Annotated in this window: 14 protein-coding genes; all 14 read right to left on the reverse strand. The window is 53.5% G+C overall.

Going from position 1 to position 25,595, the window contains the following annotated elements; translation table 11 throughout:
- Positions 1 to 46: 46 nt before the first annotated feature.
- Entirely contained in the window at positions 47 to 2,236 is a 2,190-nt protein-coding gene (locus Q31b_RS08400; protein ID WP_146599215.1) for a right-handed parallel beta-helix repeat-containing protein, read from the reverse strand.
- 68 nt (positions 2,237 to 2,304) lie between these two features.
- Positions 2,305 to 4,431, reverse strand: a complete 2,127-nt coding sequence (locus tag Q31b_RS08405; protein WP_146599216.1) for a hypothetical protein — start codon at positions 4,429 to 4,431, stop codon at positions 2,305 to 2,307.
- Positions 4,432 to 4,494: 63 nt separating this feature from the next.
- Positions 4,495 to 6,597 carry a glycoside hydrolase family 20 zincin-like fold domain-containing protein gene (locus Q31b_RS08410; protein WP_146599217.1) on the reverse strand — a complete coding sequence of 701 codons (2,103 nt, stop codon included), beginning with the start codon at positions 6,595 to 6,597 and terminating at the stop codon, positions 4,495 to 4,497.
- A gap of 75 nt (positions 6,598 to 6,672) precedes the next feature.
- Positions 6,673 to 7,083, reverse strand: a complete 411-nt coding sequence (locus tag Q31b_RS08415) for a hypothetical protein (RefSeq protein WP_146599218.1) — start codon at positions 7,081 to 7,083, stop codon at positions 6,673 to 6,675.
- 356 nt (positions 7,084 to 7,439) lie between these two features.
- Positions 7,440 to 8,816 (reverse strand): sulfatase-like hydrolase/transferase, encoded by a 1,377-nt coding sequence (locus Q31b_RS08420; protein ID WP_146599219.1) that lies wholly within the window; start codon positions 8,814 to 8,816, stop codon positions 7,440 to 7,442.
- 26 nt (positions 8,817 to 8,842) lie between these two features.
- Positions 8,843 to 10,309, reverse strand: coding sequence for a sulfatase family protein (locus tag Q31b_RS08425; RefSeq protein ID WP_231617397.1), 1,467 nt, complete (start codon positions 10,307 to 10,309; stop codon positions 8,843 to 8,845).
- 10 nt (positions 10,310 to 10,319) lie between these two features.
- Complete coding sequence (locus tag Q31b_RS08430) at positions 10,320 to 12,689, reverse strand: PDZ domain-containing protein (RefSeq protein ID WP_231617398.1); 2,370 nt, start codon at positions 12,687 to 12,689, stop codon at positions 10,320 to 10,322.
- A gap of 52 nt (positions 12,690 to 12,741) precedes the next feature.
- Positions 12,742 to 14,295, reverse strand: coding sequence for a sulfatase family protein (locus tag Q31b_RS08435; protein WP_146599221.1), 1,554 nt, complete (start codon positions 14,293 to 14,295; stop codon positions 12,742 to 12,744).
- Between the two features lie 83 nt (positions 14,296 to 14,378).
- Complete coding sequence (locus Q31b_RS08440; RefSeq protein ID WP_231617399.1) at positions 14,379 to 16,193, reverse strand: DUF5060 domain-containing protein; 1,815 nt, start codon at positions 16,191 to 16,193, stop codon at positions 14,379 to 14,381.
- Between the two features lie 86 nt (positions 16,194 to 16,279).
- Positions 16,280 to 17,641, reverse strand: coding sequence for a sulfatase-like hydrolase/transferase (locus Q31b_RS08445; RefSeq protein WP_231617400.1), 1,362 nt, complete (start codon positions 17,639 to 17,641; stop codon positions 16,280 to 16,282).
- Positions 17,642 to 17,658: 17 nt separating this feature from the next.
- The gene (locus Q31b_RS08450; RefSeq protein ID WP_146599222.1) at positions 17,659 to 19,137 is read right to left on the reverse strand and encodes an alpha-L-fucosidase; all 1,479 of its coding nucleotides are present in this window, start codon (positions 19,135 to 19,137) and stop codon (positions 17,659 to 17,661) included.
- Between the two features lie 47 nt (positions 19,138 to 19,184).
- Positions 19,185 to 21,827 carry a carbohydrate-binding family 6 protein gene (locus Q31b_RS08455; RefSeq protein ID WP_146599223.1) on the reverse strand — a complete coding sequence of 881 codons (2,643 nt, stop codon included), beginning with the start codon at positions 21,825 to 21,827 and terminating at the stop codon, positions 19,185 to 19,187.
- A gap of 47 nt (positions 21,828 to 21,874) precedes the next feature.
- On the reverse strand, positions 21,875 to 23,080 hold the full coding sequence (locus Q31b_RS08460) for a putative glycoside hydrolase (RefSeq protein ID WP_231617401.1): 1,206 nt from the start codon (positions 23,078 to 23,080) through the stop codon (positions 21,875 to 21,877).
- 1,076 nt (positions 23,081 to 24,156) lie between these two features.
- Entirely contained in the window at positions 24,157 to 25,542 is a 1,386-nt protein-coding gene (locus Q31b_RS08465) for a sulfatase-like hydrolase/transferase (protein ID WP_231617402.1), read from the reverse strand.
- Positions 25,543 to 25,595: the final 53 nt, after the last annotated feature.

Genomic DNA, 25,595 nt, shown 5'->3' on the forward strand with positions numbered 1-25,595 from the left:
TGACTCTACTTAAGGTGTGAACTCGTATAGTAAACTTCCGATAAGATTACCGAGGTCCTGCTTCATTGAGAGGGAAAGGTTTGAATCCAGTTTTCAATGCCGGGCTATCATCTTGCAGACGAAAGTCTCCGTTCGCCGGATCTGTAAAACCGGGATCGGCAATGACCGAATTACGATCGTTGCCCAGAGCTCGCCACTTCTTCCAACTCGTCACCGGCTCGTTGGGCTCGTAAAGGCGACTGAGACAACGGTCTTGTGCCCCCAGAACCTCTCCGGCTATCGACCAGACAAGATTGCTGTCGGCCTTGAAGCCCCCAGGGGTATTGACACGATAAGCGTATCCCCCGGCGTAGATTGGCGTCCCGTCACTGAGCAAGATATTGTTGGTCAGGATGAAGCCGGTGTGCGGCTGAGCTTTGCCCATCATGACCACGCTGGTATCGGCAAAGGCGAAGATATTGTTACGGACGATGTTGTTCTTGCCGTAGTGCTGGTTGAAGCAGGCATGGCGACAGCGATAGGCCAGATTGTTCTCGATGAGAATATTGCGGGAGCCCTCATCACAATAGATTGCCCAACCGCCATATTTCCCGGCCCAGATATCGTGAAAGCGGTTATGACGGATCACCGTTCCTGTCTGGTCGCCAAGGGTGTAGATGCCCCCCAGGTCACTAAGCACGGCCCCGTCCCCGTTGGTCCAGCGCCCGATGTGGTGGATGTGGTTGTGCTCGAAGCGGTTGCCCGTAGCCAACCCGCGACCGTAGCCCCAGGTCCAACCGCTGGAAATGCCCGAGTAATAGAAGTTGTAGATCTCGTTGTGATGCACGTTGTTGTCCGGACTCTGTCCAATCCAGATCCCCACGGCACAGTGATAGTAGCGGCCACCGTCATAGATGCGGCAGTCGGCGATTTCATTGTGACTGCAGGCGTCCAATGGGTTTTCAAGTACCGGTGGAAAATCGGTCCGGTCGGGATTCTCTTTGTCCGAAGGCGGACGGATCTTAGGACCGATCAAGAAACCGCCGGCACCCAAGTCATGAATGTCACAATGCAGGACTCGGTTCTGTTCACAACCCGGCCCGATCTCGAGAGCGTAGTTACCGATGGCCGTGATCTCACAATCTTCAAAGCTACAGTTGCGCGTATCCAAAAGACGCACAGCACCATCCATTTGGATATCAGCTTGGCTATAGCCAGAAGGCCCCTTATCGCGAGGCAGCACCCACGTCGTATGGCTAAAGGTCAGACCGCGAAAGGCAAGATGCTCGACCCATTTCTCCTGATCCGCATCGCCTTCAAGTTGGAGCACCGTCACCAGGTTGGGGATCATGGCCACGATTTCGGACTCGTCGGGTAAGGGATAGTAGTAGAGCTTGTCGGCTTGGCGGTCGAGATACCACTCGCCCGGCTGATCCAGCATGGCTCGCCCGCCCTCAAGGTAGTAATGGTCCTCGACTTCCAGAGCTCGACCACTCTGCTTCGCACATACGATCTTTTGGTTCTCGCGATCCACACGGTCCAGCGGCATGTGGTACTCCAGCCACTTGTTGAAGATCACCGCAACCCCGTCCTCAACCCCATCAAAATAGTGGGCGTCTGTCGAGGCAAAACGAAAGTCATAGGTCTTAGCCCGCTGCTCGGCCGCCGAATTCTTTTCGACCAAGGGAACATCCGGAATCTGAAGATAGCCTTGATTGGGCGTGCGCGACTGGGTGGCCCGGTGACCATTGACCCACATCTGCTCAAAAGGTTGGTAACCGCCAGGCAACTGCGTTAGATCCGCAACCACCACCGCGTATCCGTTGAGCTCCGCCGTTTGCCAATGCTCGACCTTACGCCCGCCGCTGATAACCACCGCCTGATCGTCCTGGTCCTGATCACCCCAGGAACGATAAATCACCGGCGCCGTTTGCGTGCCGCTATCGCGAGCATCCAGCACGAAGGGCTTTTCAAGGAGATATTCGCCGGGAAGAACGCAAATCTCGATAGCTTGCTGGCGACGTTGTCCTTGGGGCAGATCACGGATTGCGCTGCGAACAGCCTCCAGACTTCGGAAGGGGCCGTCCGCCCCGTGGGATGATGGATGCTCCAATGTTCCTGACCAAGCGTCGTTCCCCTCGAGCGACACAAAGAACCGCAGAGGTTGAGACGATTCCGCAGCGCATGGAACCATACCAACAAGAAAAGTAGCAATCGCAAAACAAACAACCTGTTTGAATGAGCCTTCGTCTTTCATAATTCAACCCTTATGCTTTATTTGATGTTTTCGTTCAATCCGCCGCCAATCTCTTTCAACTTTCACGGCTAGCCCTCATCCCCAGCCAAGACGGAGTACTCCCTTGAAACAGCGGCGTCGTGTACATGCCAGTCTTCAAAATTTCGAGTTCTCAGCATGTCCGCGCCAATGAACATCCCGTCCATGATCCGCGTGTAGTTCTTCCAATGCCCCTCGGCTTTGCCCAGGGCGGTTCTCGCGTCCTCGTTTCGGTCCGCCGCCTTGGCCGTGGCGGCTCTAATTTTCTCAGCGTAATAGAGACTCAGATAAGCCTGGGCATGGATGCTCTTGATGTTGACCTCCAGATCGGGATTCCCAGCGGACGAGATGGTCGCCAGCTTCTTGATCGCGGATTCGGCCGCCAACTGGACCTTGTCCGCGACATCGTCGGAACTGAGGCCGTCTGGGCAATCTCCAGCGGCGCTCTCCTCGATACTGCAAAGCTCTGAACCGATAGACGGTTTGGCTTTGATAAAATCCTCAATCTTGAGAAAGCCCTTATTGCTCTGGCACAACTCGGGCCACCAATTGAAGTCAAAACAAAGGGTTCCCTGGATGACCTCTGCGGCCAAAGGCAAGCCGCGCGACGCATCGCTCCAGGCATCAAAAAGAGTCGCTGCAGAAACGTCCGGATATCGGTAAGCCAATTCGTTGAGGAAGACTTGATCGGATGTTTCGGGATTGTAAGACAAACGCCCCCAGAGCATCTGCGTGTACCACAACCTCTTGATGTCCAGGATATTCTTGTGGACATCGGCCTTGCTGTAGAAATCTCGCGTGGCCGTCCAGCCATCCGACCCGTAGAAGAACCCCTGGATGTATTTGTCCTTGTCCGGAAAGGCATTTATGTAATCACGCGCGAACTGGGGATCGCCCCAATGCAAATAGTAAAAATCGTCTTGCCGAACTTCCAGCCACGTCTTCTTTTGGGTTCTGGCCAAATCCGCTGGAACATCGCCGTCCTTGGTATAGATCAATCGCGGCGCCGGCGCGGAATACATATGGGCCGCCGAATACTTGTACGACATGTCCAAACGCACATTGGGCAGAGCCAGCATCGGTTCGAAGTGGCTCATTATTTGCGAGATTTCGGCGTAGTGCCACCTGTGAATGAACGTGATGTCTCGGTCAGGGTGGTCCTTGGCGTAGTCCATGATCCCCTGGCCGTACGTGTCCCACATCCACTTTCCCTCGGCCTCCGCCGACAGGCGATTCATGTTTTCTCCAGCAGTGACGCCCACCCCGTCCAAGTCGGGATAGGTCTCCAGCATCATGCGGACAGCCTTGCGAAAGTACTCCTTGGTGGCTTGGTTTTTCGGATCATTGTTGATCCCGTTTTTACCCTCGGCCCCATAGGTGTAGATGTTCCACGTAATGAAATAGATTTTGAAGCCCCGACTCTTTCCATAAGCCATGACCTTTTTCCAGAAGGCGACTTTCTCGGTGGGACTCATCTTTTTGGCGTATCCGTCAAAACCCTGGACGTCCTCGACAGCCTCTTCCATATCCAATAGTGCTGGGAAGGGATGGCTATTCCAGATCGACAGCACATTGAAGCGAGCACGGGCCATTTCATCGAACCATTCCTCCCAGTAGGCCATGTCCCAAACGGCGGGGATCGCTTCCTTCGCGGCGTCGCCTCCAAAGGCCTGCGATAGGGACTTTTCGCCGTAACCGACATAGGTCGGGACACGCGCATCAAGAGGCAGGTTGTATTTCACCCCGCGATTCTTGATATACGGGGCTTCCTGGCTGTTGTAGGTCTTCGACATATCGTGGAAGCGGATATTCTCGGCTAACTGCAAACCACCGTACATCAGACCGTCCGCGTCGCCGCCGAGCACCCAGTAACTCTTCGGCCCCTTCGTAGCGGTTCTCAACGCATAGGCCTGTTCGCCAAGCCCGGATATCGTCGAACTGCCCTGAAGGCTTAGCACCTCACACGCGATGCCATCCGACGCCAGGCATAATACAATCTTTTTCTCGGCATAATCAACGCTCAACTCCGACAGCGGGTTTAGTTCCGCCGTATGCCCCTTTCCTTGCAAGGCCGTCTGGATCTCACTGGCGGCGAACTCGGATTGAGGGACCTCGCTGTCAAAAAAAATCCCTACCACGTCGCCGGCGACCGGCGATGTGAGCAGCAACACGAACATGATGGGATACAGTACTTGATATCCCAGGGTTATTTTTTTCATTGGTGCATCTCCTAAAGAATTCTAGTTTCGTTCCGCGATTCGGATGTCCTGCTCGACCTGTGGTAATTGCTTGCGCCATGAGTACTCCTGATCGAACTGATAGGGCATCACGGGGACATTGTACTTCTCGACGTGCTCAACCAATTCAAGCCAACACGCTTTGGCCTTGGTTAAATGCGCAATGGCGGCCTGTTGATCGGCTACGTTCTTGTCTTTGCGGTAGCGGGCTAACGCCACAGCGCCTCGGAGTTTTTCGGCGAAGTACCGACCATGCCAAGTCCAACAGATGATGTCATTCAATTCGATCTGCAAGGTCGGTGATTCGGATTGACCCGCGTTCTTGGCCGCCAAACGTAGGGCTTCCTGACAGTCGGCGTCGAGTTGATTGGCCAAGGTCAAGGGATCGATTCGTGTGGGATCCCGTATCCCCTGATTCACGGTTTCGTCGATGCTGAGGTAGAGGCTCTCGTCTAGGACGGGTTGTTTGATCAAGTCGTTGACCGTGATGAGCTTGCCGCCGTTCTTAGCGAAGCCCTCGCTGTAGAGCGTTGCATCCCAGGTGGCTCGGTAGAAGGAGCCCAAACGGTTGGCGCCGTTCGACGCCAGGATCCAAGCCCGCAGTAGTTCGGCACCGTCGACGCCAGGGAATTTATCTTGCAAGGCGGTGGCGAAGGCGTCGTCGGGAGTTTGCGGATTGAAGAGTAAATTTCCCCACACCTTATAGAAGAGCCATTGCCGCTCGAACGCATAGTCCCAGTGTCGGTGTTCGTCGCGCGTGATGTAATCCTTGGCCGGGATATAGCATTCCGACCCGATGAAGCAGCCGTCCGTATAGGCTTGGCTATTCAAGCGAATGAACTCTCGGATGAAATCGGGCTGGGCCCAACGCAGGACGAAAAAATCCTCGTTACGCATGGTCCAGATCGCCTTGTACTTGTCCGAGGGCGGCGTCCAATAGGTATCGGTCAACATCCCGCCGTGAACAATCGATAGTCGGGGTGAGGTATGCCCGTGGGACCAGTTAAACTTGAATTCAATCGAGACAGGATCGTCCATGCCCATCGTCTCAATGGCTTCACGCGTGATCTGTTCGGTGGTCACGCTGACCGATCCGCCCGACTTCTTGTTCGCCGAGAGCGGCGCTCGGTATATCAGACGAGCCTTGCGGTCGGCGTTCTTAAGTCCCGCGATGAGGGTGCGATCTACCCAGTCACGTCGCTCCTCGGAAACCATACCTCCCATCCGTTCGCCAAGAGTCAGACCGATCCCGGTGAGATTAGGGTATTCGTTTAGCGTTTGGGTAACGATCTCTCGCGTGTATTGCTCAATCGCTGGCGAGGTAACGCCGTCTCCAAGGAACCGAGTGCCTTCGAACGACCCGCCCTCGCCATAATGTTGAGAAAACTCCTCTGGCAAAAAGATATTCCAATTGACCACATACGTGTCAATGCCACGCTGCTTGGCCATCTTGAACAAGCCATGCCAAAAGGCCTGCCACTCGGCCATTTCCTTCTCGGTAAACGGAGAGGACTTGGGGAAGTTGGTAGGACGAACCATGTACATATAGGGATGCATGTTCCAGAGCGATAGCACATTGAACTTGTTGTCGACCATCATGTCTAGGAAGGCTTCCCAGAAGGCAAGATCACGACAGGTCTCCATATGCAGGGACAAGTGCTCACCGTCACGATAGGAGTACCACGGCAGATTGAACTTGATGGCTCGGAACGGATAGTGCGCCTCGATGGCTCTCTCTTGAAGCGTCTCGAGCGTCCGCCCTTGCCTTAACTGGGAGTCGATATCCAGGATGCCATACATGACGCCCCGTTGGTTCCGGGCGGCAATGGAGTAGCCCTTGCCCTGCCTGCAAAGGGTGTAACCATCGTCAGCCTCCTCGCCGGGATCTTGCTCAATGCGCAGGTCAAGGTCCGCTTCCGATTCGCTTGAGACGCTAAGACTTACGCCTTGAGCCGCCAGGGTTTTTTCGAGTCGCCCGAGTGCAAACTCGATCTCGGGGGAGGTCTTGGGGGCCGATACGGTCAGCGTGCTTGCCTCGCAAAAGCCGGCACACATCAGAACCGCCAAAACAACAAAACTAGTTACATCTCGTGGTCGCAATTTCATGGGTAAGCTCCAGGCTTGGGCGCATAGTAGTCATACATTCGTCCGAGGTTTAGGGGCAAAGCCTCAGCAGTTTACTTAGCCCAGTCTAATTGTTCGGATGAACTTGGCATAGCTTCCGCCGGGTTTTCCCCGGCCGAAGCAACAACCGTAGTGCACAATCACGTTGCGGTAATACAAAATCTTCGTGTCTGGATTGACCGCCTTAACGGCTCGGGCTGCCTTCAGCGTTCCGGCATCCACCGCGCCGAAGTCCGCATATCCCGTGGCCTTTTCAAAGGTAACGAGTGGGAAGGTCGCAAGATGTTCAATCTCTTCATCGGTGAACGCGGTATCCTTGCGGATATGCACGTATAGGGGAACGGTATCCCAGGAGAATGCCGGCATCCGATCCGGATTCGTGTTAGGTGAAGACGTTTCAGCTGCGTGAATCGCGCTGAGCGATCCAAACAGTATGGCAACAAGGGTCACTGCGCATCCATATTTCATTCCGTTTTCCAGCTTGCGTATTGTTTTTCTTCATGTTGTGTTTGACGTCGCTACCTAAACACTCCACCTAGACCATTTTTTTGCCAACATTTTAGGCCACGCCCATGTACGTGACTTTTGAATATGTGGCACAGGCTTCTGAATATGTGGCACAGGCTTCTGAATATGTGGCACAGGCTTCTAGCCTGTGGTCATTGGAAGCCCGCGGTTGCTGAAACACAGACGAGAAGCCCGCGGTTGCTGAAACACAGGCTAGAAGCCTGTGGTCGCTGGAACACAGGCTAGAAGCCTGTCGTTGCTGCAACACAGACTAGAAGCCCGCGGTTGTTGAAACACAGGCTAGAAGCCTGTGCCACTTAGCGTTTTCCCGGACTTAAACAGGTTGGATCCGCCTCGGTGGGTAGAGTGGCCTTCCAGTCGAGCACCATTTTGGTCAGCCGCGACACGACTTCTGGGTACTCTTTCGACTGATCTTTAGCGATGTCTTCGGCGCGATCGGTTTTCATATTGTGCAACTCGACACGTTTGCCGTCGAAGGTCGTCACCAGTTTCCAATCCCCCTCGCGGACGGCCAAACGCGGCCACCCATCAGGCTCGCCGCCAGCGCCCGTATGCAGCCAGAAGATCGGCCGGGTGCGGGTAATGGTCTCGCCTTTGAAGGCCGCAATCAGGTTTTCCCCGTCGCACGGTGCGTCGGCAGGGAGCGTCACGCCGGCGGCAGCGCAAAAGGTGGGCAACAAATCCACGGCGCTGAATACGGTTGTGTCATTCTTTAGTCCTACTGCCGTGTGGCCCGGCCAGCGCACGATGAACGGTGTGCGTATGCCGCCTTCAAATAGGTTGCGTTTGCGTCCGCGCAAACCGCCGGTCTCGCCGACACTGTAGTAGCTGCCATATTTGCCGGGTGTTCCTTTGGCCGTGCTGGTGCGTTCCGGGCCGTTGTCGCTGGCGAAAACCACGATGGTATTATCCGCCACGCCCGCTTTGTCGAGAGCGGCGAGCACCTTGCCCACATTGTTGTCACCATCAGTGATGACGGCGGCATAAATCCGTTTCTGCTCATCCTCGACGTCCTTCCATTTCTCCAATGCTTCGGGTGTCGGGGTGTGAGCGGTATGGCTTTCATGAATCCACACGTCTACGAAAAACGGGCGATCCTTGTTGGCCTCGATGAACTGCGCCGCCCGGTCGGCGATGTCATGGTATTGGATTCCCGGACCCGGCCCGTGAAAAACCGCCGATTCGTCAATGCCGTAGTCCGCCATTTCCGGTTGGCCAGGCACATTATCCTTGGCCATGTGCCATTTACCAAAGTGGGCCGTTCGATAGCCAGCAGCCTTGAGGTAGCGGGGCGTCGTGGGCGCTCGAGGGTCCAGCCAATCCGGCTGCTCCGGTCCCGGACGGCGGGCTCCGAACACACTGTTAACACCGTAGCGGGAGGGATAGCACCCGGTCATGGCCGCGACGCGACTCGGTGAGCAGACAGGATTGAGCACGTTGAACTGCTGGAAGTCGACCCCTTCGCTGGCAAGCCGGTCAATATTAGGTGTGTGTACCCAAGTACTGCCGTGGCAGGATAGATCGCCCCACCCCCAGTCGTCGGCGTAGATAAAGACGATGTTGGGTTTGGCGGTCGGTGGTGGGGTATCCGCGGCTTGCAGCGTGGCCAGTGGCGCATGCAACAGGCCAGCAAGCAGGAGTGCCGATTTCAGGGCGTTGATGACCGTTTTCATAGAGACTAACTTTCTTCCGGTTTGGGTTATTTTCGAATCTTGATTTGAGTATCGTTGGCCTGTTTCGCACCCGGGGTGCTGCGACCGTTGGCGATGATTTGCTCTAGCTCCTTGGTCAGGCGGGCAACGGTTTCAGGATGTTCGGCCTGCAGATTGTTGGATTCGGTAACATCCTCGTTGAAGTTGTAGAGCTGGGTATCGGGCAAGCGTTTCGCCTCGGCACTGTTAGGCTTCGGGTCGCCAAAGCCACCAGAATGAGAACAGAATTCGAGTTTCCAATTCCCCGACCGAATGGCGAAGAAGCCCATGAAGGAATGATGCACCACGGACTCGCGAAGCGGGCCTTGGTCCGTACCCAACATCGCAGGCAGGATGCTGACGCTGTCTTCCCCGGCGTTATCGGGAAGCTTGGCTCCCACGATGTCGGCACAGGTGGCGATGAAATCGGTCAGACAGATGATTTGATCGCTCCGACTGCCGGGTGCTACCTGTCCGGGCCAGCGTACGATAAACGGCACGCGATGGCCGCCGTCAAAAACATCCCCCTTCATCCCCCGAAAATCGCCGCTCGGAAAATGTCCCTTCGCCTCCAAGTCAGGATAGCGGGCGGCCGGCGAGCAACCATTATCGCTAGTCATGATGACGAGGGTGTTGTCTGCCACGCCCGCCTCGTCAATGGCCGCAAGGACCTGACCGACGGACCAGTCGGTTTGCATCACGAAGTCACCATAGTTGCCAAGACCGCTTTTGCCTTCCCATTCCTTGCTGGGAACGATCGGCGTGTGCGGTGAGTTCAGCGGCAGATAGAGAAAAAACGGCTGATCGCTCTCCGCCTTCTCAGCAATGAACTCCACTGACTTGCGCGTCAGCATCGGCAACACATCCACCGCTTCAAAACTCTCCACCGCCGGGCCCTTGCGTTTATAAAACGCTTTGGTCGTGTTCAGTGGTTCAGTGAAATGGTCGTTTTCAATGAACGCATAGGGTGGCATATCTAGCGACGCGGCGATGCCAAAAAAACGATCAAACCCGCAGGAGATCGGGCCGGAGGGAATCGTGGGCGATGGCTCTCCTTTGGGGATACCTAACCCGAGATGCCATTTGCCGATGCAACCCGTGGTGTACCCGTGCTGTTTCAGCAACTCCGCCACCGTCAGCCGGTCCGCTGCAATGAGCGGAGCGTCGAACCCGTGCAACACCCCTTTTTGCAGACGCGTGCGCCAGTTGTAGCGTCCCGTCAGGACGCCGTAGCGGGTCGGCGTGCATACGGATGAACTGGTGTGGGCATCGGTGAAGGTCATTCCCTGAGCCGCCAGCTTGTCGAGATGAGGGGTGGCGATTTTACCACGCTCGGGATTGAGGCATTGCACATCGCCATAACCGAGGTCATCGGCAAGGATATAGACAATGTTGGGTTTATCCGATGCGGCATGTGCCACCACGCCGACAAGGCAGAAAAGTGCCAGCAACATTGTTTTCATTAAGGATTTCATGATTCGTCTCTTAAAGAGCCACCTTCACTTCGATCTCCTGCTGATTGCGAACCACCTTGAGCACCACCGTGCCTGAGGCCGCATTAACGAGGCGGTTGAATTGCCTTAGATTGGTAATCTTTCGATCGTTGACCCCTTGAATCAGATCGCCATCCAAAAGTCCCGCTTTGGCCGCGGCAGAGCGAGGCCTAACCTCTGAAAGAGCGACCCCTCCTTCCTCCTTGCTCACGCCATAAGCCGAGAATTCTTCTCCCGACAGATCGCGTAGGGAGGCTCCGAGCCAAGTCGTTTCATTGGCGGCAGCTTCGCTTGCTCCGCTAGGATACCCCTTCAGCGTGGGGATCACGGGCGTCCGGGCGATGGCCTTGAGCGAAGGCTTTTTCACTCCGAACTGATCCATCGGGAAGTTTTTAAACCCGAGCTTCAGTGCCGGTGATCCGTCCTTCACACGAAAGTCACCTTTGGCCGGATTTACAAAAAGCGGATCAGCCACGATCGAACCTTCATCCCACCCGAACTTATTCGTCAGGCTGCCACCGAAAATCAAATTACCACCTACTCGTTTTCCAAAGGCCGTCTTTGTAGGTGTGCGAACGCCTTTGTAGCTGCCCATGAAAATATTGGCATACACTTCATCTCCACTGTTTGCATACCAAACGTGCGGATGGAAGCTGTTATTGACCGCAATATTGTTCCACGCATGGCGTCGGAAGCCTTCACGCAGTTTCAGCCCACCGCTGAGCATCAGATTGTTATAGAGGTCGTAGTTGCTCGACCCGTCATCGAGGTCAATGTCCCAACCGTGATCGCAGCGCCAGCGGCTGTCGCGAATGGTCGTTGTCTTCATGGCATCGAGAAACGGCATCGTCGGATCCTTATCGATCTCTCTCTGCGAAAGACTTCGATCCGAGTGCCAGAAGCGATCTCGGCCCCAAGAGTTGAACGATCCATGGTCGTGCGTTTCGAGCACCGTATCAAACACGTCGCAACGTTCGATCAAATGGCCGCCCCATGCACCGTCGCCGATATTAATCCCCGAGCGGGCACAGTCATATACCGAACAGTCGCGCACCGTGATTTCGGAAGCCATATCCATCATCACCCCGGCCGGCTGACGCTCAACGCGGCCAATACCGTGAATCAAACAATCCTCGACGGTTCCAAGGCTTGGATAATTATCCGTTTTCGGACCAGGCGTTCGGTCAATTTTTGTCAGGTCATTCTTTTGACGGTATTCAAACAGCGGGTCACGCACCGCATCCGGATCGCCGACGAAACAAACACCGCTGGCACCCGCATCATGAATGTGGCAGCCCTTCACCAACGTATTGCGATTGTAGTTGTTGACGAAAATCCCGTTGCCACCCACCTGGTCAAACTCGGTGTCGAGAATCTGGATGTGTTCGGTGCCCGTCAGGAAGAACGCGCCGCCGCGATAGATCGCCCAATCCGAACGCAACATCGGCTCCTTGGTGTCCATGAAAGTACGCGCGGCATGGCGTACAACAAATCCCTGCAGCGTGATGTATTTGACTGGGTTTCTTGCTGAACCTTGAAACTCAATGAGATGACGCAGACGCACCACTTCCACGGTGGCTTTCGAGAGATCGGTACCAGACTCCGGCTTATAGTAAAGCGTCGATGTTTTCGCGTTATGAAACCACTCGCCCGAAGCATCGAGTTCCTCGAAGACATTTTCCACCATGCGGAAATCCTTATGCATTCCCATCTGACGGTTATTCTGCCATCCACCCTCATAGGTCACCTCGCCCTTGGCGTCCTTACCGGTAATCAGATAGTGATATCCCCCCCAGCGTTTGGAGTGCATGGCATGGATATAACCGCCGGTCGGGTCCGCCCAGTTGGCAGCACGCTCTTTGGCAAAAGCGTCGGCCGCATAACCTTGATAGGCCTCGGTTTTTTTAGCGGCATCATAATTCGGGTAGCGCGCCATACGCTGGTTTTTACCGTTGATAAACAGCTGGTCGATATCAAGCCCGTCTGGAGTTTTCGCCTGAAAGATTCCGTTCTCGTAAGGTTTCCAGTCGAGGTCCAGCTTGGAACCGCCGCTCAGCACCGCAGCCCCCTCGTTGACCGCCTTGTAAACAACGGGATTCTTTTCACTGCCCGAGTCTTGTGGTGTAAAGATCAAGGTTTCCGGCAGGTAATAGACTCCGTCCGCAACATGCACGGTAACCGCTTCACTGCCCGCTGACGCACGTGCCAATTTCTGGGCCGCGGCCAGCGAGGCAACGGGCTGATCGGAAGTGCCTCGATTCGTATCCGAGCCAGTCACTGCGACATAGATATCCGCCGCATCGGTTGCGGACCCTATCGGTCCGGCCAGGGCAAATAACAATGCCAAGGTCTGCATCTTCATCGTTGTATCCTTCATCGTATTTAAATTAGATATTTTCGTCGGGGTTTTGCTCTTACTTCTCGCCACTTTTCCAAAGCTTGATTTGATCAACATCATTTGCGGCCGCCGCACCCTCCGTACTACGTCCACGCGCGATGTCTGCCTCTAATAGAGCGAGCAAGCGTGCTGCCACTTCCGGTTGCGACGCATAGAGATTGGTTGTTTCGCTGGGATCGTTTTCCATGTCGTAGAGCTGCGCAACCGGAGCGTCGTTCTTTGCTGCAGCGTTTTCATTCGGAGCAGTCCAGCCACCGGACCCTTTGGCAAGCAGCAGCTTCCACTTGCCCTGTCGATAAGCAAAGTGGCCGCTGATGGAGTGGTGGATGATGCCGTTTCGGGATGAGACAATCGGCTCGCCTTTCAGTGCCGGTGCAAAACTCACACTGTCTTCGCCGGCATTTTTCGGCAACTCCGCGTCGGTTAGGTCTGCACAGGTCGCCATCAAATCGACGAGGCAAATGGTTTGGTCGCTTTGACTGCCTGCTTTGATTTCGTTCGGCCAACGAACGATGAACGGCACCCGATGCCCACCATCCCATAAATCGGCTTTGGAGCCGCGGAACTGCGCGCTCGGGTAGTGCCCCTGCGCTTCCAAATCGCCAATTCTGGCCGCCTTTGAACAGCCGTTGTCCGCAGTGACGATGACGATGGTGTTATCGGCAAATCCAGAGTCGTCCACGGCCTTTATAATCTGACCAATCACATGATCGGTCTGCATGACAAAATCGCCATAGGTTCCTAGTCCGCTCTTTCCCTTCCAATCCGCTGTCGGAACAATGGGGGTGTGCGGCGATGGAAGTGGGATGTAAACAAAAAAGGGCTTATCACCCTTCTGCTCCGAAATAATCTTCACGGACTCCTTCTCCAATTCGCCCAGCACATCAATCGCCTCGAAGTCCTCACCGGCAGGACCAGGCCGACGGAAGGCTTTGGCATGTGTGCCGGCGGTGACCCAATTGCGATCACGAATCCACACGTAAGGGGGAAAGTCCAGCGATGCGGGGATACCAAAAAAGGAATCAAAACCGAGATCAACCGGACCTCCCTGAATGGTTCCCTTCCAGTCGATATTTGAGAGTTCCTCGGGAGCAGACGCACCTTTGCCCATCCTTGCTCTCAGGATCGCCGTCGATTTTGGCGCGGCTGGTTTCCCATCGATCGTAGCCATTTCTAGCCCTAGATGCCATTTGCCGATCATGGCGGTCTTGTAACCGTTTTTTGCGAGCAAAGCCGGCACGGTCAATCGATCCGTCGGGATAAGAGGTTCGCCGTAGCCATTGAGAACACCGTCTTGTAACTTGGACCTCCAGTTATAGCGTCCTGTCATAATGCCGTAACGAGTCGGCGTACAAACCGATGAGCTGGTGTGCGCATCAGTAAAGATCATTCCTTCCGACGCCAACCGGTCCATGTGCGGAGTATCGATCTTACCTCGTTCCGGATTCAAGCAATGCACATCCCCGTAGCCCATATCGTCGGCGAGGATGAAGATTACATTGGGGTTCGAAGCCGCATGAGCGGTAAGGCCAAGAGAGGCCATCACTACGAAAATACATAGTCGTTTCATTTTAAGTTCCAATATTTTGATTTCACAAATGCGATGCAGCAAACGGCACCTAAGTTAGCTGATAGTATCGATCCGTCACATTCTTAACGCTTCAGAAGAACAACCCAATCCTGTCCCGGCGTGCTCGGTGGCATTCCCAAAGAGACATTTTCCTCGCCACCGGTAACCGTCTTCGGAGTTCCGTCGATCAAATCTCCGCCCGTACGTGGATTAAACCACTGAACGGAAAACGTTGTTCCCGCGGCGTTGGACAGATCCACCTTGGCTTCACCGCCGTTCTTCAAATAAAGCAGATAGACCTGGCCTTCATTCGCCAAAGCCCAGTTATCGTCACCGATCGCCAAATCGTCATTCGGCTTCATGCCAGCAATGTCCTTCGCCAAATGTTCATTCATAAATTTGGCGGCGTGCCCGATCGGCTTCCAGCAATCCTCGTGGACCGCATAGTCGATGTGCTTCACATCATCCTTACCAGTATAAAACTCCATATGCCCGCCGGCCAGAAGGGCGCCCCAAACGACATCTTTGCGAATAAGGTCCACCAAATTATTCGGCCTCCGTCCCCACCAGGGTTCATTAATCGCAACCACCCATTTGTGGCCGCTAGCGGCACTCTCTTCGACCCATCTCAAAACCTCATCGTGATTGCTGAGCATGTTTTTTCTCGGTACGACTAAGGTCTGCAAACTAGCACCCGTGTAGTCCTTGTATCCGATCAACTGAGGAAAGATATCGTCAAAGACACCGCCTGGACCATTGTGCACGGTAATGTGATCCTGATAACAAGTCAGCGCCCGAATTCGGCTCGCGAATTCTTTCCGCTGGGCGTGGGTATTCGGAACGTGGAACCCTTCACCTTTGGCCTGGTTCTCCTCACCCACATTCCATGTAACGGCCATGTGATGCCCAAAGCGTGCAATCAGCTCGCGATATAAAATCTTACGAGCATCGGAAAACGTTCCCTTCCCATCCCGGTCTTCGAGATAGTTGGTGTTCTCGGATTCGGAAAGCTGGAAATGCACCATCAATCCCATCCGGTCAAAATGAGTAAAAAGCACCTCCCACTGGCCTAGCTTTGAGACGTCGTACACATCGATGTTATCCATACCGGTCCACGGCCAGGCCTCTTTGCCATCCCCATAGGCATTCATGCACAGGAAATAGTGTGAATTGAGCCCCAGGGCTGAAAGGTAATTGATCAACCCAATGATTCCCTTGCCTTTTTCATTCGCCCAGGTTGGATCGCCGGGTTTCCAATCTTTGATATTTGGCGAATACAGATCGTTTTCATGTCCGGGGGTTCCATCAAACTCACCATACTCCAACAGCACTTCGGGACTGTTAACGCCGCATTTAATGAAATAATCACCATCCGCAAACCGCAGGTAGTGTTCACCAACATACTCCAGCTTCCCTTTGGCCCTAAAATCCTTTCCCGACTTATCCTGCGGTCCAATTTTAAAGCTTCCGGTCTCACCGTCGGGAGCGGTTCCGCCCGTCCCGCCGGATAGGTTCGCCGCCACATTCTTCCCGGTAACAAAGCTGACCTTGTAGTTCCATTCCCCTTCCTCTCCAGCGGCAAAGCGTGTTTTCCATTTGTTTCCGCTTGTAGCAGAACTATTGGCCGGGTCGCCGTCCGCATCGAAAAAACCGGGAACCTTGTATTCCTTGCCACTCGGCGAAGTGAACGTTACATCCAACCTGTAGTTTCTAAATACAGCAGACGATTCATCGACCTGTGGTCCATCGAAGACGACCTCAATACGATGCCACTTTTTTATCGTGCCATCGGCATTTCGCTCGCCATCAACAACAGCCGCAAATGATGAAACCGACACCGTGCTGAGCAACAGTGCGCCGATTGCGACCAAGTAAAAACTCAACTTAGCTAACTTCACAACATCAACTCCTCTAATTTCTTATTCTGTATATTGGTGTTCGTCTTACTGGATGACTCTTTGGATTGTCCCGTCTTCCTGGACATTTAATTCTCGCCACGCGTCGGGCTGACACAGTTGGGGTCGACTTGGGTGGGCAGCGTAGCCTTCCAGTCGAGGATCATCTTCTTTAAACGGGCGACGATCTCCGGATGCGACTTCGCCAACTCATTACCGGCATCTTCCGCGCGGTCGGTTTTCAGATTGTGGAGCTCGACGCGTTTGGTATCCTCGGTCATCATGAGCTTCCAATCGCCGTCGCGAACCGCAAAGTGCGGCCACCAATCGGGCTCGATTTTAGGGCCGCGCCATTCCCAAAAAATCGGACGCGATCGCGTGATCGTTTTTCCTTGCAGGGCGGGGAGCAGACTCTCGCCGTCGCCTTGATAATCGGCAGGCACTTTTACCGCCGCGGCGGCACAAAGCGTCGGCAACAGATCGACGGCGGTCAAGACCGTCGTGGCGTCCGTCACTCCGGCGGGCGTGTGCCCCGGCCAACGGACAATAAACGGCGAGCGAACACCGCCTTCATACAAGCTCCGCTTCTTGCCACGCAGGCCGCCGGTTTGGCCGATGCTGGCCCACGTACCGTAGCCCGAGCCGCTTTTTTTGTGCTGCGGATCGGCGTGGGTCCATTCTGGTCCATTGTCACTCGAAAACATGACGATGGTGTTGTCCGCCAAACCTTCTCTTTCCAGTGCGTCGAGAATCAGGCCAACCGCATTGTCGCCGTCGGTGATGACGGCTGAATAAACCTGTTTCTGCTCATCGAGATGCTTCCACCTTTCCATCGATTCCGGTGTAGGTACATGCGGCGTGTGACTTTCGTGTAGCCACACATTGACGAAGAATGACCGATCTTTGTTCTCCTCAATGAATGCGACCGTGTCCTTTGCTGTATCGTGCAATGGCTCCGGCTTACCCCATCCCGTTCCACCGTTGAAGACGGCGTAGGTGTCGTAGCCATACGCCTCCGGCTTCGGGGCTTCCTCCACTCCACTATTGGTCAGATGCCACTTACCAAAATGTCCTGTGCGATAGCCTGCCTGTTGGAACAATCGCGGTAGCATGGTGGCCTTTGGATCGAGCCAATCGGGCATGTTCCGGTTACGATTCGCCGAGGACGAGGCGAAGTGCTGGTGCACCGAGAACCGCGCCGGGTACTTGCCCGTCATCACCGCGGTGCGACTCGGCGAACAGACGGGGTTGAGCACATTGAACTGTTGAAAGTCCATCCCCTCACTGGCCAATCGGTCAATGTTCGGAGTCTTCAACCACTCATGTCCGTGACAGGAGAGATCCCCCCAGCCCCAGTCATCGGCATAGATGAAGACGATGTTGGGTTTGTCGGATGCAGCATGCGCCGCCACGCCTGCGATGCAGCAAAGCGTCAATAACAATGATCTCAACAAGGTTCTCGACATCATCATTCCCCTGTCACCGCTTGAGGTAATGACTGTCGGCCAGCACGGTTACTTTCCCGAATATCGGTATGTCTCATTCTCCGATTGGTATACCAGTGATACTTCCCTTTGGCATCCGGATCGGTGACGATGGGTGCATCATACTCCACAGCAATCACAGTGTCTCTTGTATCCAGCGCCTTCGCAGGCACTTCAATCGACGTGACGTTACCGCTTGCGTCGTAACTCACCGGCAAAGCCTCACGCTTCGGATCTGCCAGGAAATAAGCCTTGGACGGCTTGCCAACGATACCATTAAACTCAATGCCTTCCGGCTTCCACTCCAAAACATGCAGATAGAGGGTCTTGTCCTTTTGCGTCATCGCTCCCCACCAGAAATCGTAATCAACCGGTGAGTAATGGGTGCCGTAGATCGACTCGCCGTTGACTTCCATCCATTGGCCGACTTCTTTGAGTCGCTCGATCTCTTCAGGTACCAAGGTTCCTTCCGGAGTCGGGCCGACATTAAGCAGGAGGTTCACACCCCGCGCCGCACACAGTGCCGTAAATTCAATGATGTCCTTGGGGCTTTTCCAGGCATCGTCGGTACGGTCGTAGCCCCAATTGTGGCGCATGGTCATGCAGGTCTCGGTGTCTTCTGTCATTCGCTTCTTGGGAAGCATCCGATCAGGAAGTGATTCAAAGTCGGCGTACGTGCGCTGCCCGACCGGCACTCGACGACTGTAAAGACGACTGCAGATCACCGCATTGGGTTGCAGCTCGCGTACGCGTGCGCCTTGCGCGTTGGCTTCGATGACATCATTACCGCCCACATCAAACCAGAGGACCGCCATTTCGCCATAGTTCGACAGCAGCTCATCGAGATTTGTCTCGACCAGTTTTAGATACTCCTCTGTCGACAGTGTTCCGGCGTTACCTCTACCTCGTGAGCGGTGATACCAATCCTTGAACTGGGAGTAGTACACTCCAAATTTGATTCCCTGCTTGGCACATTCTTGTGAAAGCTCTTTGATAATATCGCGTTGAAACGGAGTGGCTTCCATGACGTTATAATCGGTGGCCTTCGTCTCAAACAGGCAAAAGCCGTCATGGTGTTTGGAGGTGATGACCATGTACTTCATGCCCGCCTGCTTGGCGGTCGAGACCCACTTTTCGGCATCAAATTCGGTGGGATTGAATTTTGGTGCCAATGTATTGCGGTATTCCTCTTTTGGAATATTGGCACTATTCATCAGCCATTCCGCACTGGCCCCTCCCTGTTCCTTGCCATAGTCCTTGCCCTTCCATTCCCCGCCCTGAACGGAATAAAGCCCCCAGTGGATAAACATGCCAAATCGGGCTTCACGCCACCAATCCATGTGAGAATCGTCGGTGCGACTGGGACTGGTGGTGCCGTTGTCTGGGTCGGCAGCAACAACCGCCGGAACGCTTAAGAGGCAGGCTTGAACCACCGCCAGGAGGATAAACTTATTCTTTTTCACATGATTTACTTTGTTCTTTATTGTTGCTAAATCGAAACTGGATGGGGTTATTCAGAAAGCAGATTTAAGTGGTCCAAGCGAGCGAGCGGTCTGTCAGCGGAAAGCGTTATGTCGTTGACCCCTTTGTTCAACTGCACCGTTTTACGGTCCCATGCCCAAGTCGTATTCCCTGATGTACACCAGAAAACAATGTCACCGAGCGTTTCTTCATTCACACTCACTGCTACCGGGTATTGGCCTTCTTCGAGTGCATAGCGGAACTCCATCGTATACAACCCGGCTTTCGGAGCCTCGTATCTCCATGTGATCGTTGACGCTTCGGTTTCCGGATCAAAGTCAACATATCCACTTCCCGTGAATCCGGACGTTTCATTCGCCGACTTTCCGTTTTTGAAAATGGCATCCTCCGCCTCTAGTATAACCCCGCCCTCGGTAACCTCCAGCGAAGCGATTTGCGCATCCGTTCCACCAGCAATTTCGATGTCATGCAAAACATCCTTCATATAGCTGCGCCAATCGCTATGTCCAATGCGGTTCATCCAAATCGGATTAGTATAACGAGTCATCGCCGAAGCGACATACAGTCGCCAATATTTTGCCGCCGACTGCAACTCATCGATCGCACGCTGTTGGCGATCCGCATCGTTGTTTTCTCGATACACCGCTAACTCCGCCGCACCGCGAATCTTGTGAGCATAGTATTTGCCCATATAGGCCATCGATTGGATATCTCCTAACGTCAACCTCAACTCTTTATTCCCACGATGTTTCATCTCTGCGATGAGGGCTAAGGCCTTTTCAGCGTGAGCATGGATTTGCTCTGAAACATCGATAGGCGTGACGCCATCGTAATCTGGGTTCGTCCCGTAATCTCGGATCGATTGATAGCCAGTGGTGCTCAGTGGATCTAAGCTGATGAACCGGTTCACATCGTGAAAGCCTGTCTTCGTTTTCGCGAAACCGGGTCTTCCCTTGCAACCTTCGATATACCAATGAAGGTCGAGCGGGCCCCAATGCAATCCGGTTGTTTTCGGATACACCATCGATGCTTCCTGCCAAGCCGCAAAAAGATCCGAGGCTCGAACTTGAGGAAAGCGTTTCTGTATCACCGCGATAAAACGTTCGTTTGGCATCTCGGGGTCATAACCCAACCGCCCCCAAATCATCCAGTGATACCAGTGTTTTTCTAATTCGATTTGCCGCGTGGGATCCGGCTCGGTGCTAAGGAACTCGCGTCCCCACACATATTGATCCGATCCGAGATAGAATCCTTTGGATACATCATGAGGGATGTTCTTAATGAAGGTTCTGACAAAATCGGGCGCGCCCCACCGGAAATAATAAACATCATCATTTCGTAACGTCCAAGTCGTTTTGACATCGTCGCGTTCCCTTAAGGTTTTAACAAAGTCCTCATGAAACGGCATGGTCAACGCACTATACACGTGAGCCTTTGCATACTTGAAACTGAAAATGAACTCGATGTTTGGGTGGTCCATCAACGGCTTGAATCGATTCAGAACCGCATCGACGCCGGTATCATGTTGCCTGTGAATAAACATGATCTTGCGATCGGGATCCTCCGCCAAGGCATCCAGTACACCCTGCCCATAGGTTTCGAAGGCCCAGTCCTCTTTTTGCTCCACCGAGTGCTTGCGCATGTTCTCGCCCGGAGTCAGCCCAATGCCGGCCAAATCCGGATACGTCTGAACCATCGCTTTTACGCTCTTACGGAAATAGTCTCGTGTAATCGGATTATTGATGTCGTCATCAATTCCGTACTGTCCATTCGTCCCATAAGAAAAGATGTTCCAAGTGATGATCCAGAAGTCCACATTCCGGGACTTGGCGTAGGCCATAACGCGACGCCAAAAGTCAATTTTCTGATCGATTGTCAGTTGATGAAGCGTCTCGGTCTGGCTCAGCATTTCATCGTCGACCAAGCCGACGCCCAGCCCACTGTAGAGTTCTTTAAATTGAATTGTACTCCGCTTAACATCATCCAAGGCGACCTTCTCGTAACCTGGCACCTTCACCATCGAAGGAAACGGGTGCAGTCCCCATAACGAAATATGGTTGTAGCGAGATCGAGCCAGCTGATCGATGTAGTCGGTCCAGAAGTCCCAACTCCACATCTCGTAGATATTATGCTGGCCCGCATCGGACATGTCCGAGTAACTCGGCGTACGCAGATCGAGCGGGCAATTGAACTTCGTACCTCGCTTGGGCATATAAGGATTTTGCTCGTCATTTTCGATCGCAGTCAATCCACCCGCGGCTATGATCTCCGCGATTTCCAAGCCACCGTACATGACGCCTGCCGAATCGGCTCCAATCAACCAATAGGCGATTCGATCGCCCTCTTGAATACGACGGATAGCAAAACCTTCGGACTTGAGTCCCTGCGGTAAGACACCACCCGCCTCCTGAAACGCGGAGACGGATGCCGGGTCGTCGAGACGCGTTAGAACAATACTCACGACCGAATCCGACGGGAGCAACTTTAGCGATGCTATTCTCACCACCACATCCCCATTCGACCGCAATGCTTCCTCAATATCTTGCACTGCGAATGCAGCCATGCCATCGCCTGGGTCGCTTACCACATTGACTTGAGTCGCCCAAGTTGTTGGAACCGCGAACAAACAGACACTAAGCAAAGCACACGTTCCGATTGCGTATTTCTTCATCTCATCACCCTACCTTATTGGCTAAACTGTCCACCGCTGTTTCTTCCCTAACGCCAGGTAATTTTGGCTTCCCTTGTTTCGGTATTGACCCAAACGCTGGCATGCTCAAACTCACGAGTGAACTCCCAACCATCAGGCGTGGATCGTTGGTAAGCCCCCTTGGGCGGGCCAAGTGTTTTTTTGAATTCAGGATAGTCAACCAGGGCACCGGATGACAGTTTCCACCCCCAGCTGTACATAAAATACGAGTAAGGCTGCGCACCGATCAGATAGCAAGCATGGGCGAACTCCAACTTCTCCTTGGAGAGCTCCGGCATGTTCGGCTTCATGTTTCCTCGGCTTGTCCCTTCAACCCCTAGGCGGAATACGGAAATCTTTCCGTCCTTGGCATTTCTTAACATATGCCCCCATTCGGAAAGTAAACTCTCCTTGTTGGATTTCACGGCTGCATAGTTTTCAAACATGATCGCATCACTGACAGGATAAACATATTTTGCGTCGTCACTGTAGGCATTGTTCGCCAGTAGAATTTTGTCAGGACCGATCGCCTGTTTGAGCGCCGCCATCATCTGGCCCATGGCCTTTTCAACCTCCGGCCTCAGTTCCTTATCGCGATACATGATGTTGCCGTGCATTTGGTCAATGAAGGCACCATCGCAACCCGCGTCTTTCACTCCGGTCGAAACCGTTTTCACCCACCAGTCGCGGAAATCGGGATTCAGCACGTCGTAGCAAAAAGCAATGCCAAATCGTTTGATCAGTTCACCCGTTTTGGGTTGGGTGATTAGGAACTTCTTTAGCTCTGGATGTGCGTCGATACGCTGACTGGTGAAGTTTTCGTTGTACGAGGTGTAAGGCCAAGCAAAGGCAGCGTTGAAGTAAAACAACACCTTCATGTCCGGTTTGATCTTCTTAAACGCCGCCGCTTCATGCTTGGCACCTAATTCAGCGGCACCGAGTTGCCCCATCCCATGTGATTTTTCGATGCACAGAAAATCCGTTTGCTCGGCAATAAAACGAACCTGCTCAGGACGGAGCACACGACTCTTATCGCCAAACATGAGATAGCGAGGCGTGGTTTCCCAACTGAATTTAGGATAGAAGTCCTTGGGTACAAATTGACTGCCATCACTGTTGATCAAAGATCGGTCATTCTTCTGGTCGTTTGGCGTTTGCGCGCAAACCACCCCGGCGCCTACGCACAGCACCATTCCAATCCAACCCGTCAGGACTACATTTGCATGTTTCATCATATCGTCTTTCAATGTTTATTGAAAATGAGAACCGTAAATTTATAACTTCGAGTGCTTCAACCACATTAAAACGTGGGGTAGGCATCCTGCCTGCCAATCCGTCGTTGTCGTAAATCGCAGGCTGGAAGCCTACGCCACGCCAACCTTTACTTGTAACGTAGTGGATCTTGTTAAAGATCCTTCCACATGAGGGATCTTTAACAAGATCCACTACGGCAACTGTAAATCGCAGGCTGGAAGCCTACGCCACATCAACCTTTACTTGTAACGTAGTGGATCTTGTTAAAGATCCTTCCACATGAGGGATCTTTAACAAGATCCACTACGGCAACTGTCGTAAATCGCAGGCTGGATGCCTACGCCACATCAACCTTTACTTGTAACGTAGTGGATCTTGTTAAAGATCCTCCCACATGAGGGAGCTTTAACAAGATCCACTACGGCAACTGTAAATCGCAGGCTGGAAGCCTACGCCACGTCAACCTTTACTTTTAGCGTAGTGGATCTTGTTAAAGATCCTCCCACATGAGGGATCTTTAACAAGATCCACTACGGCAACTGTCGTAAATCGCAGGCTGGAAGCCTACGCCACGCCAACCTTTACTTTTAGCGTAGTGGATCTTGTTAAAGATCCTCCCACATGAGGGAGCTTTAACAAGATCCACTACGGCAACTGTCGTAAATCGCAGGCTGGAAGCCTACGCCACATCAACCTTTACTTGTAACGTAGTGGATCTTGTTAAAGATCCTTCCACATGAGGGATCTTTAACAAGATCCACTACGGCAACTGTCGTAAATCGCAGGCTGGATGCCTACGCCACATCAACCTTTACTTTTAGCGTAGTGGATCTTGTTAAAGATCCTTCCACATGAGGGATCTTTAACAAGATCCACTACGGCAACTGTCGTAAATCGCAGGCTGGAAGCCTACGCCACGTCAACCTTTACTTGTAACGTAGTGGATCTTGTTAAAGATCCTTCCACACGAGGGATCTTTAACAAGATCCACTACGGCAACTGTACGGGTTGGACTTAAATCCTATTTTGGAGAGAAAGTCTGATGGAACATTCTGGACTACTCGTCACCATCCTCTTGTGTGTTTCGATTCCGCCTAGCTCCACTTCGAACGGTGGTCGGATCGGGGGTGGTGGGCAGGGTGGCCTTCCAGTCGAGCACCATTTTGGTCAGCCTGGCCGTAATTTCGGGGTGCGTTTCTGAAAGATCTTTGGCGATGTCCTCGGCGCGATCCGATTTCAAGTTATGCAATTCGGACTGGGTGCCGTCGAAGTTGGTTACCAGTTTCCAATCGCCGTCGCGAACCGCTAGGTCCTCGGATCGATACCTCCAGAAAAGGGGCCGGGTGCGTGTCACAGGCTTCCCATTGAAAGCCTCCAATAGATTTTCGCCATCGCCCTCAGCCTCCGCGGGAGGAGTCACTCCGGCAGCCGCGCAGAAGGTGGGCAGCAAATCGACCGCGGTTAATACAGTGGATTCATTCTTCATCCCGGCTGGAGCGTGACCAGGCCAACGTAGAATAAACGGCGTCCTTACCCCACCTTCAAAGAGACTTCGTTTGCGGCCACGCAAGCCGCCGGTTTCTCCGACACTGTAGTAACTACGCCAGGCCCCCGGTTTTCCTTTCTGGGTGGCATCGCCGGTGTCCTCCGGCCCATTGTCACTGGAAAAGACCACGATCGTATTCTCTGCGATGCCGGCTTTATCGAGAGCATCAAGAACCATTCCAACCTTGTTGTCGCCTTCGGTAATGACCGCCGCATAGACTTGTTTTTGCGGATCGAGATGCTTCCAAAGCTCCAGGGGCTCGGGGGCAGGTGTATGGGCCAAATGACTCTCGTGCAGCCATACATTCAAATAAAATGGCTGGTCCTTGTTCGCTTCAATGAACTGCACCGCTCGTTCAGCAAGTTCGTTGCCACTTTTGGGAACCTGTGGACCAGGGCCGCCGTAAACCGCCGATTCATCGATTCCGTAGTCGGCCATCGTCGGCGTGCCCTTACCCATATGCCATTTGCCGAAATGTCCCGTCCGATATCCGGCCGCTTTCAGAAAACGCGGGGTGGTGGGCGCTTTGCCGTCGAGCCAATCAGGCATCTCCGACGCCCGATTGGGGCCAAAAATATGGTTGATGCCAAAGCGTGAAGGATACCGTCCGGTCATCGCCGCCACGCGACTGGGGGAACACACCGGATGAAGCACGTTGAACTGCTGAAAATCAATGCCCTCACTGGCCAGCCTGTCGATATTGGGAGTCTTCAACCAGGTGTTTCCATGACACGACAGATCCCCCCATCCCCAGTCATCGGCATAGATAAAGACGATATTAGGTTTGGCCGGTGGAACCGGGACATCGTCCGCACGCACCACGGCCAACGGAGCGAGCAGCCATGCGATCAAAATCGTGAGGGTCTGTTTCATTGCATTGATTGAAAGGTTATTCATTGGTTGCATTGATTGAATTTCGGGCTCCATGGGATACCCCTTTATAAATGGCA

Source organism: Novipirellula aureliae (assembly GCF_007860185.1).
GTDB classification, from domain to species: Bacteria; Planctomycetota; Planctomycetia; order Pirellulales; family Pirellulaceae; genus Novipirellula_A; species Novipirellula_A aureliae.

Coding starts and splice junctions, on each gene's coding strand:
- Q31b_RS08460 (WP_231617401.1), bottom strand. CDS start 23,080: ATGATGAAACATGCAAATGTAGTCCTGACGGGTTGGATTGGAATGGTG.
- Q31b_RS08420 (WP_146599219.1), bottom strand. CDS start 8,816: ATGAAAACGGTCATCAACGCCCTGAAATCGGCACTCCTGCTTGCTGGC.
- Q31b_RS08425 (WP_231617397.1), bottom strand. CDS start 10,309: ATGAAATCCTTAATGAAAACAATGTTGCTGGCACTTTTCTGCCTTGTC.
- Q31b_RS08410 (WP_146599217.1), bottom strand. CDS start 6,597: ATGAAATTGCGACCACGAGATGTAACTAGTTTTGTTGTTTTGGCGGTT.
- Q31b_RS08465 (WP_231617402.1), bottom strand. CDS start 25,542: ATGAATAACCTTTCAATCAATGCAATGAAACAGACCCTCACGATTTTG.
- Q31b_RS08405 (WP_146599216.1), bottom strand. CDS start 4,431: ATGTTCGTGTTGCTGCTCACATCGCCGGTCGCCGGCGACGTGGTAGGG.
- Q31b_RS08455 (WP_146599223.1), bottom strand. CDS start 21,827: ATGAAGAAATACGCAATCGGAACGTGTGCTTTGCTTAGTGTCTGTTTG.
- Q31b_RS08415 (WP_146599218.1), bottom strand. CDS start 7,083: ATGAAATATGGATGCGCAGTGACCCTTGTTGCCATACTGTTTGGATCG.
- Q31b_RS08435 (WP_146599221.1), bottom strand. CDS start 14,295: ATGAAACGACTATGTATTTTCGTAGTGATGGCCTCTCTTGGCCTTACC.
- Q31b_RS08400 (WP_146599215.1), bottom strand. CDS start 2,236: ATGAAAGACGAAGGCTCATTCAAACAGGTTGTTTGTTTTGCGATTGCT.
- Q31b_RS08430 (WP_231617398.1), bottom strand. CDS start 12,689: ATGAAGATGCAGACCTTGGCATTGTTATTTGCCCTGGCCGGACCGATA.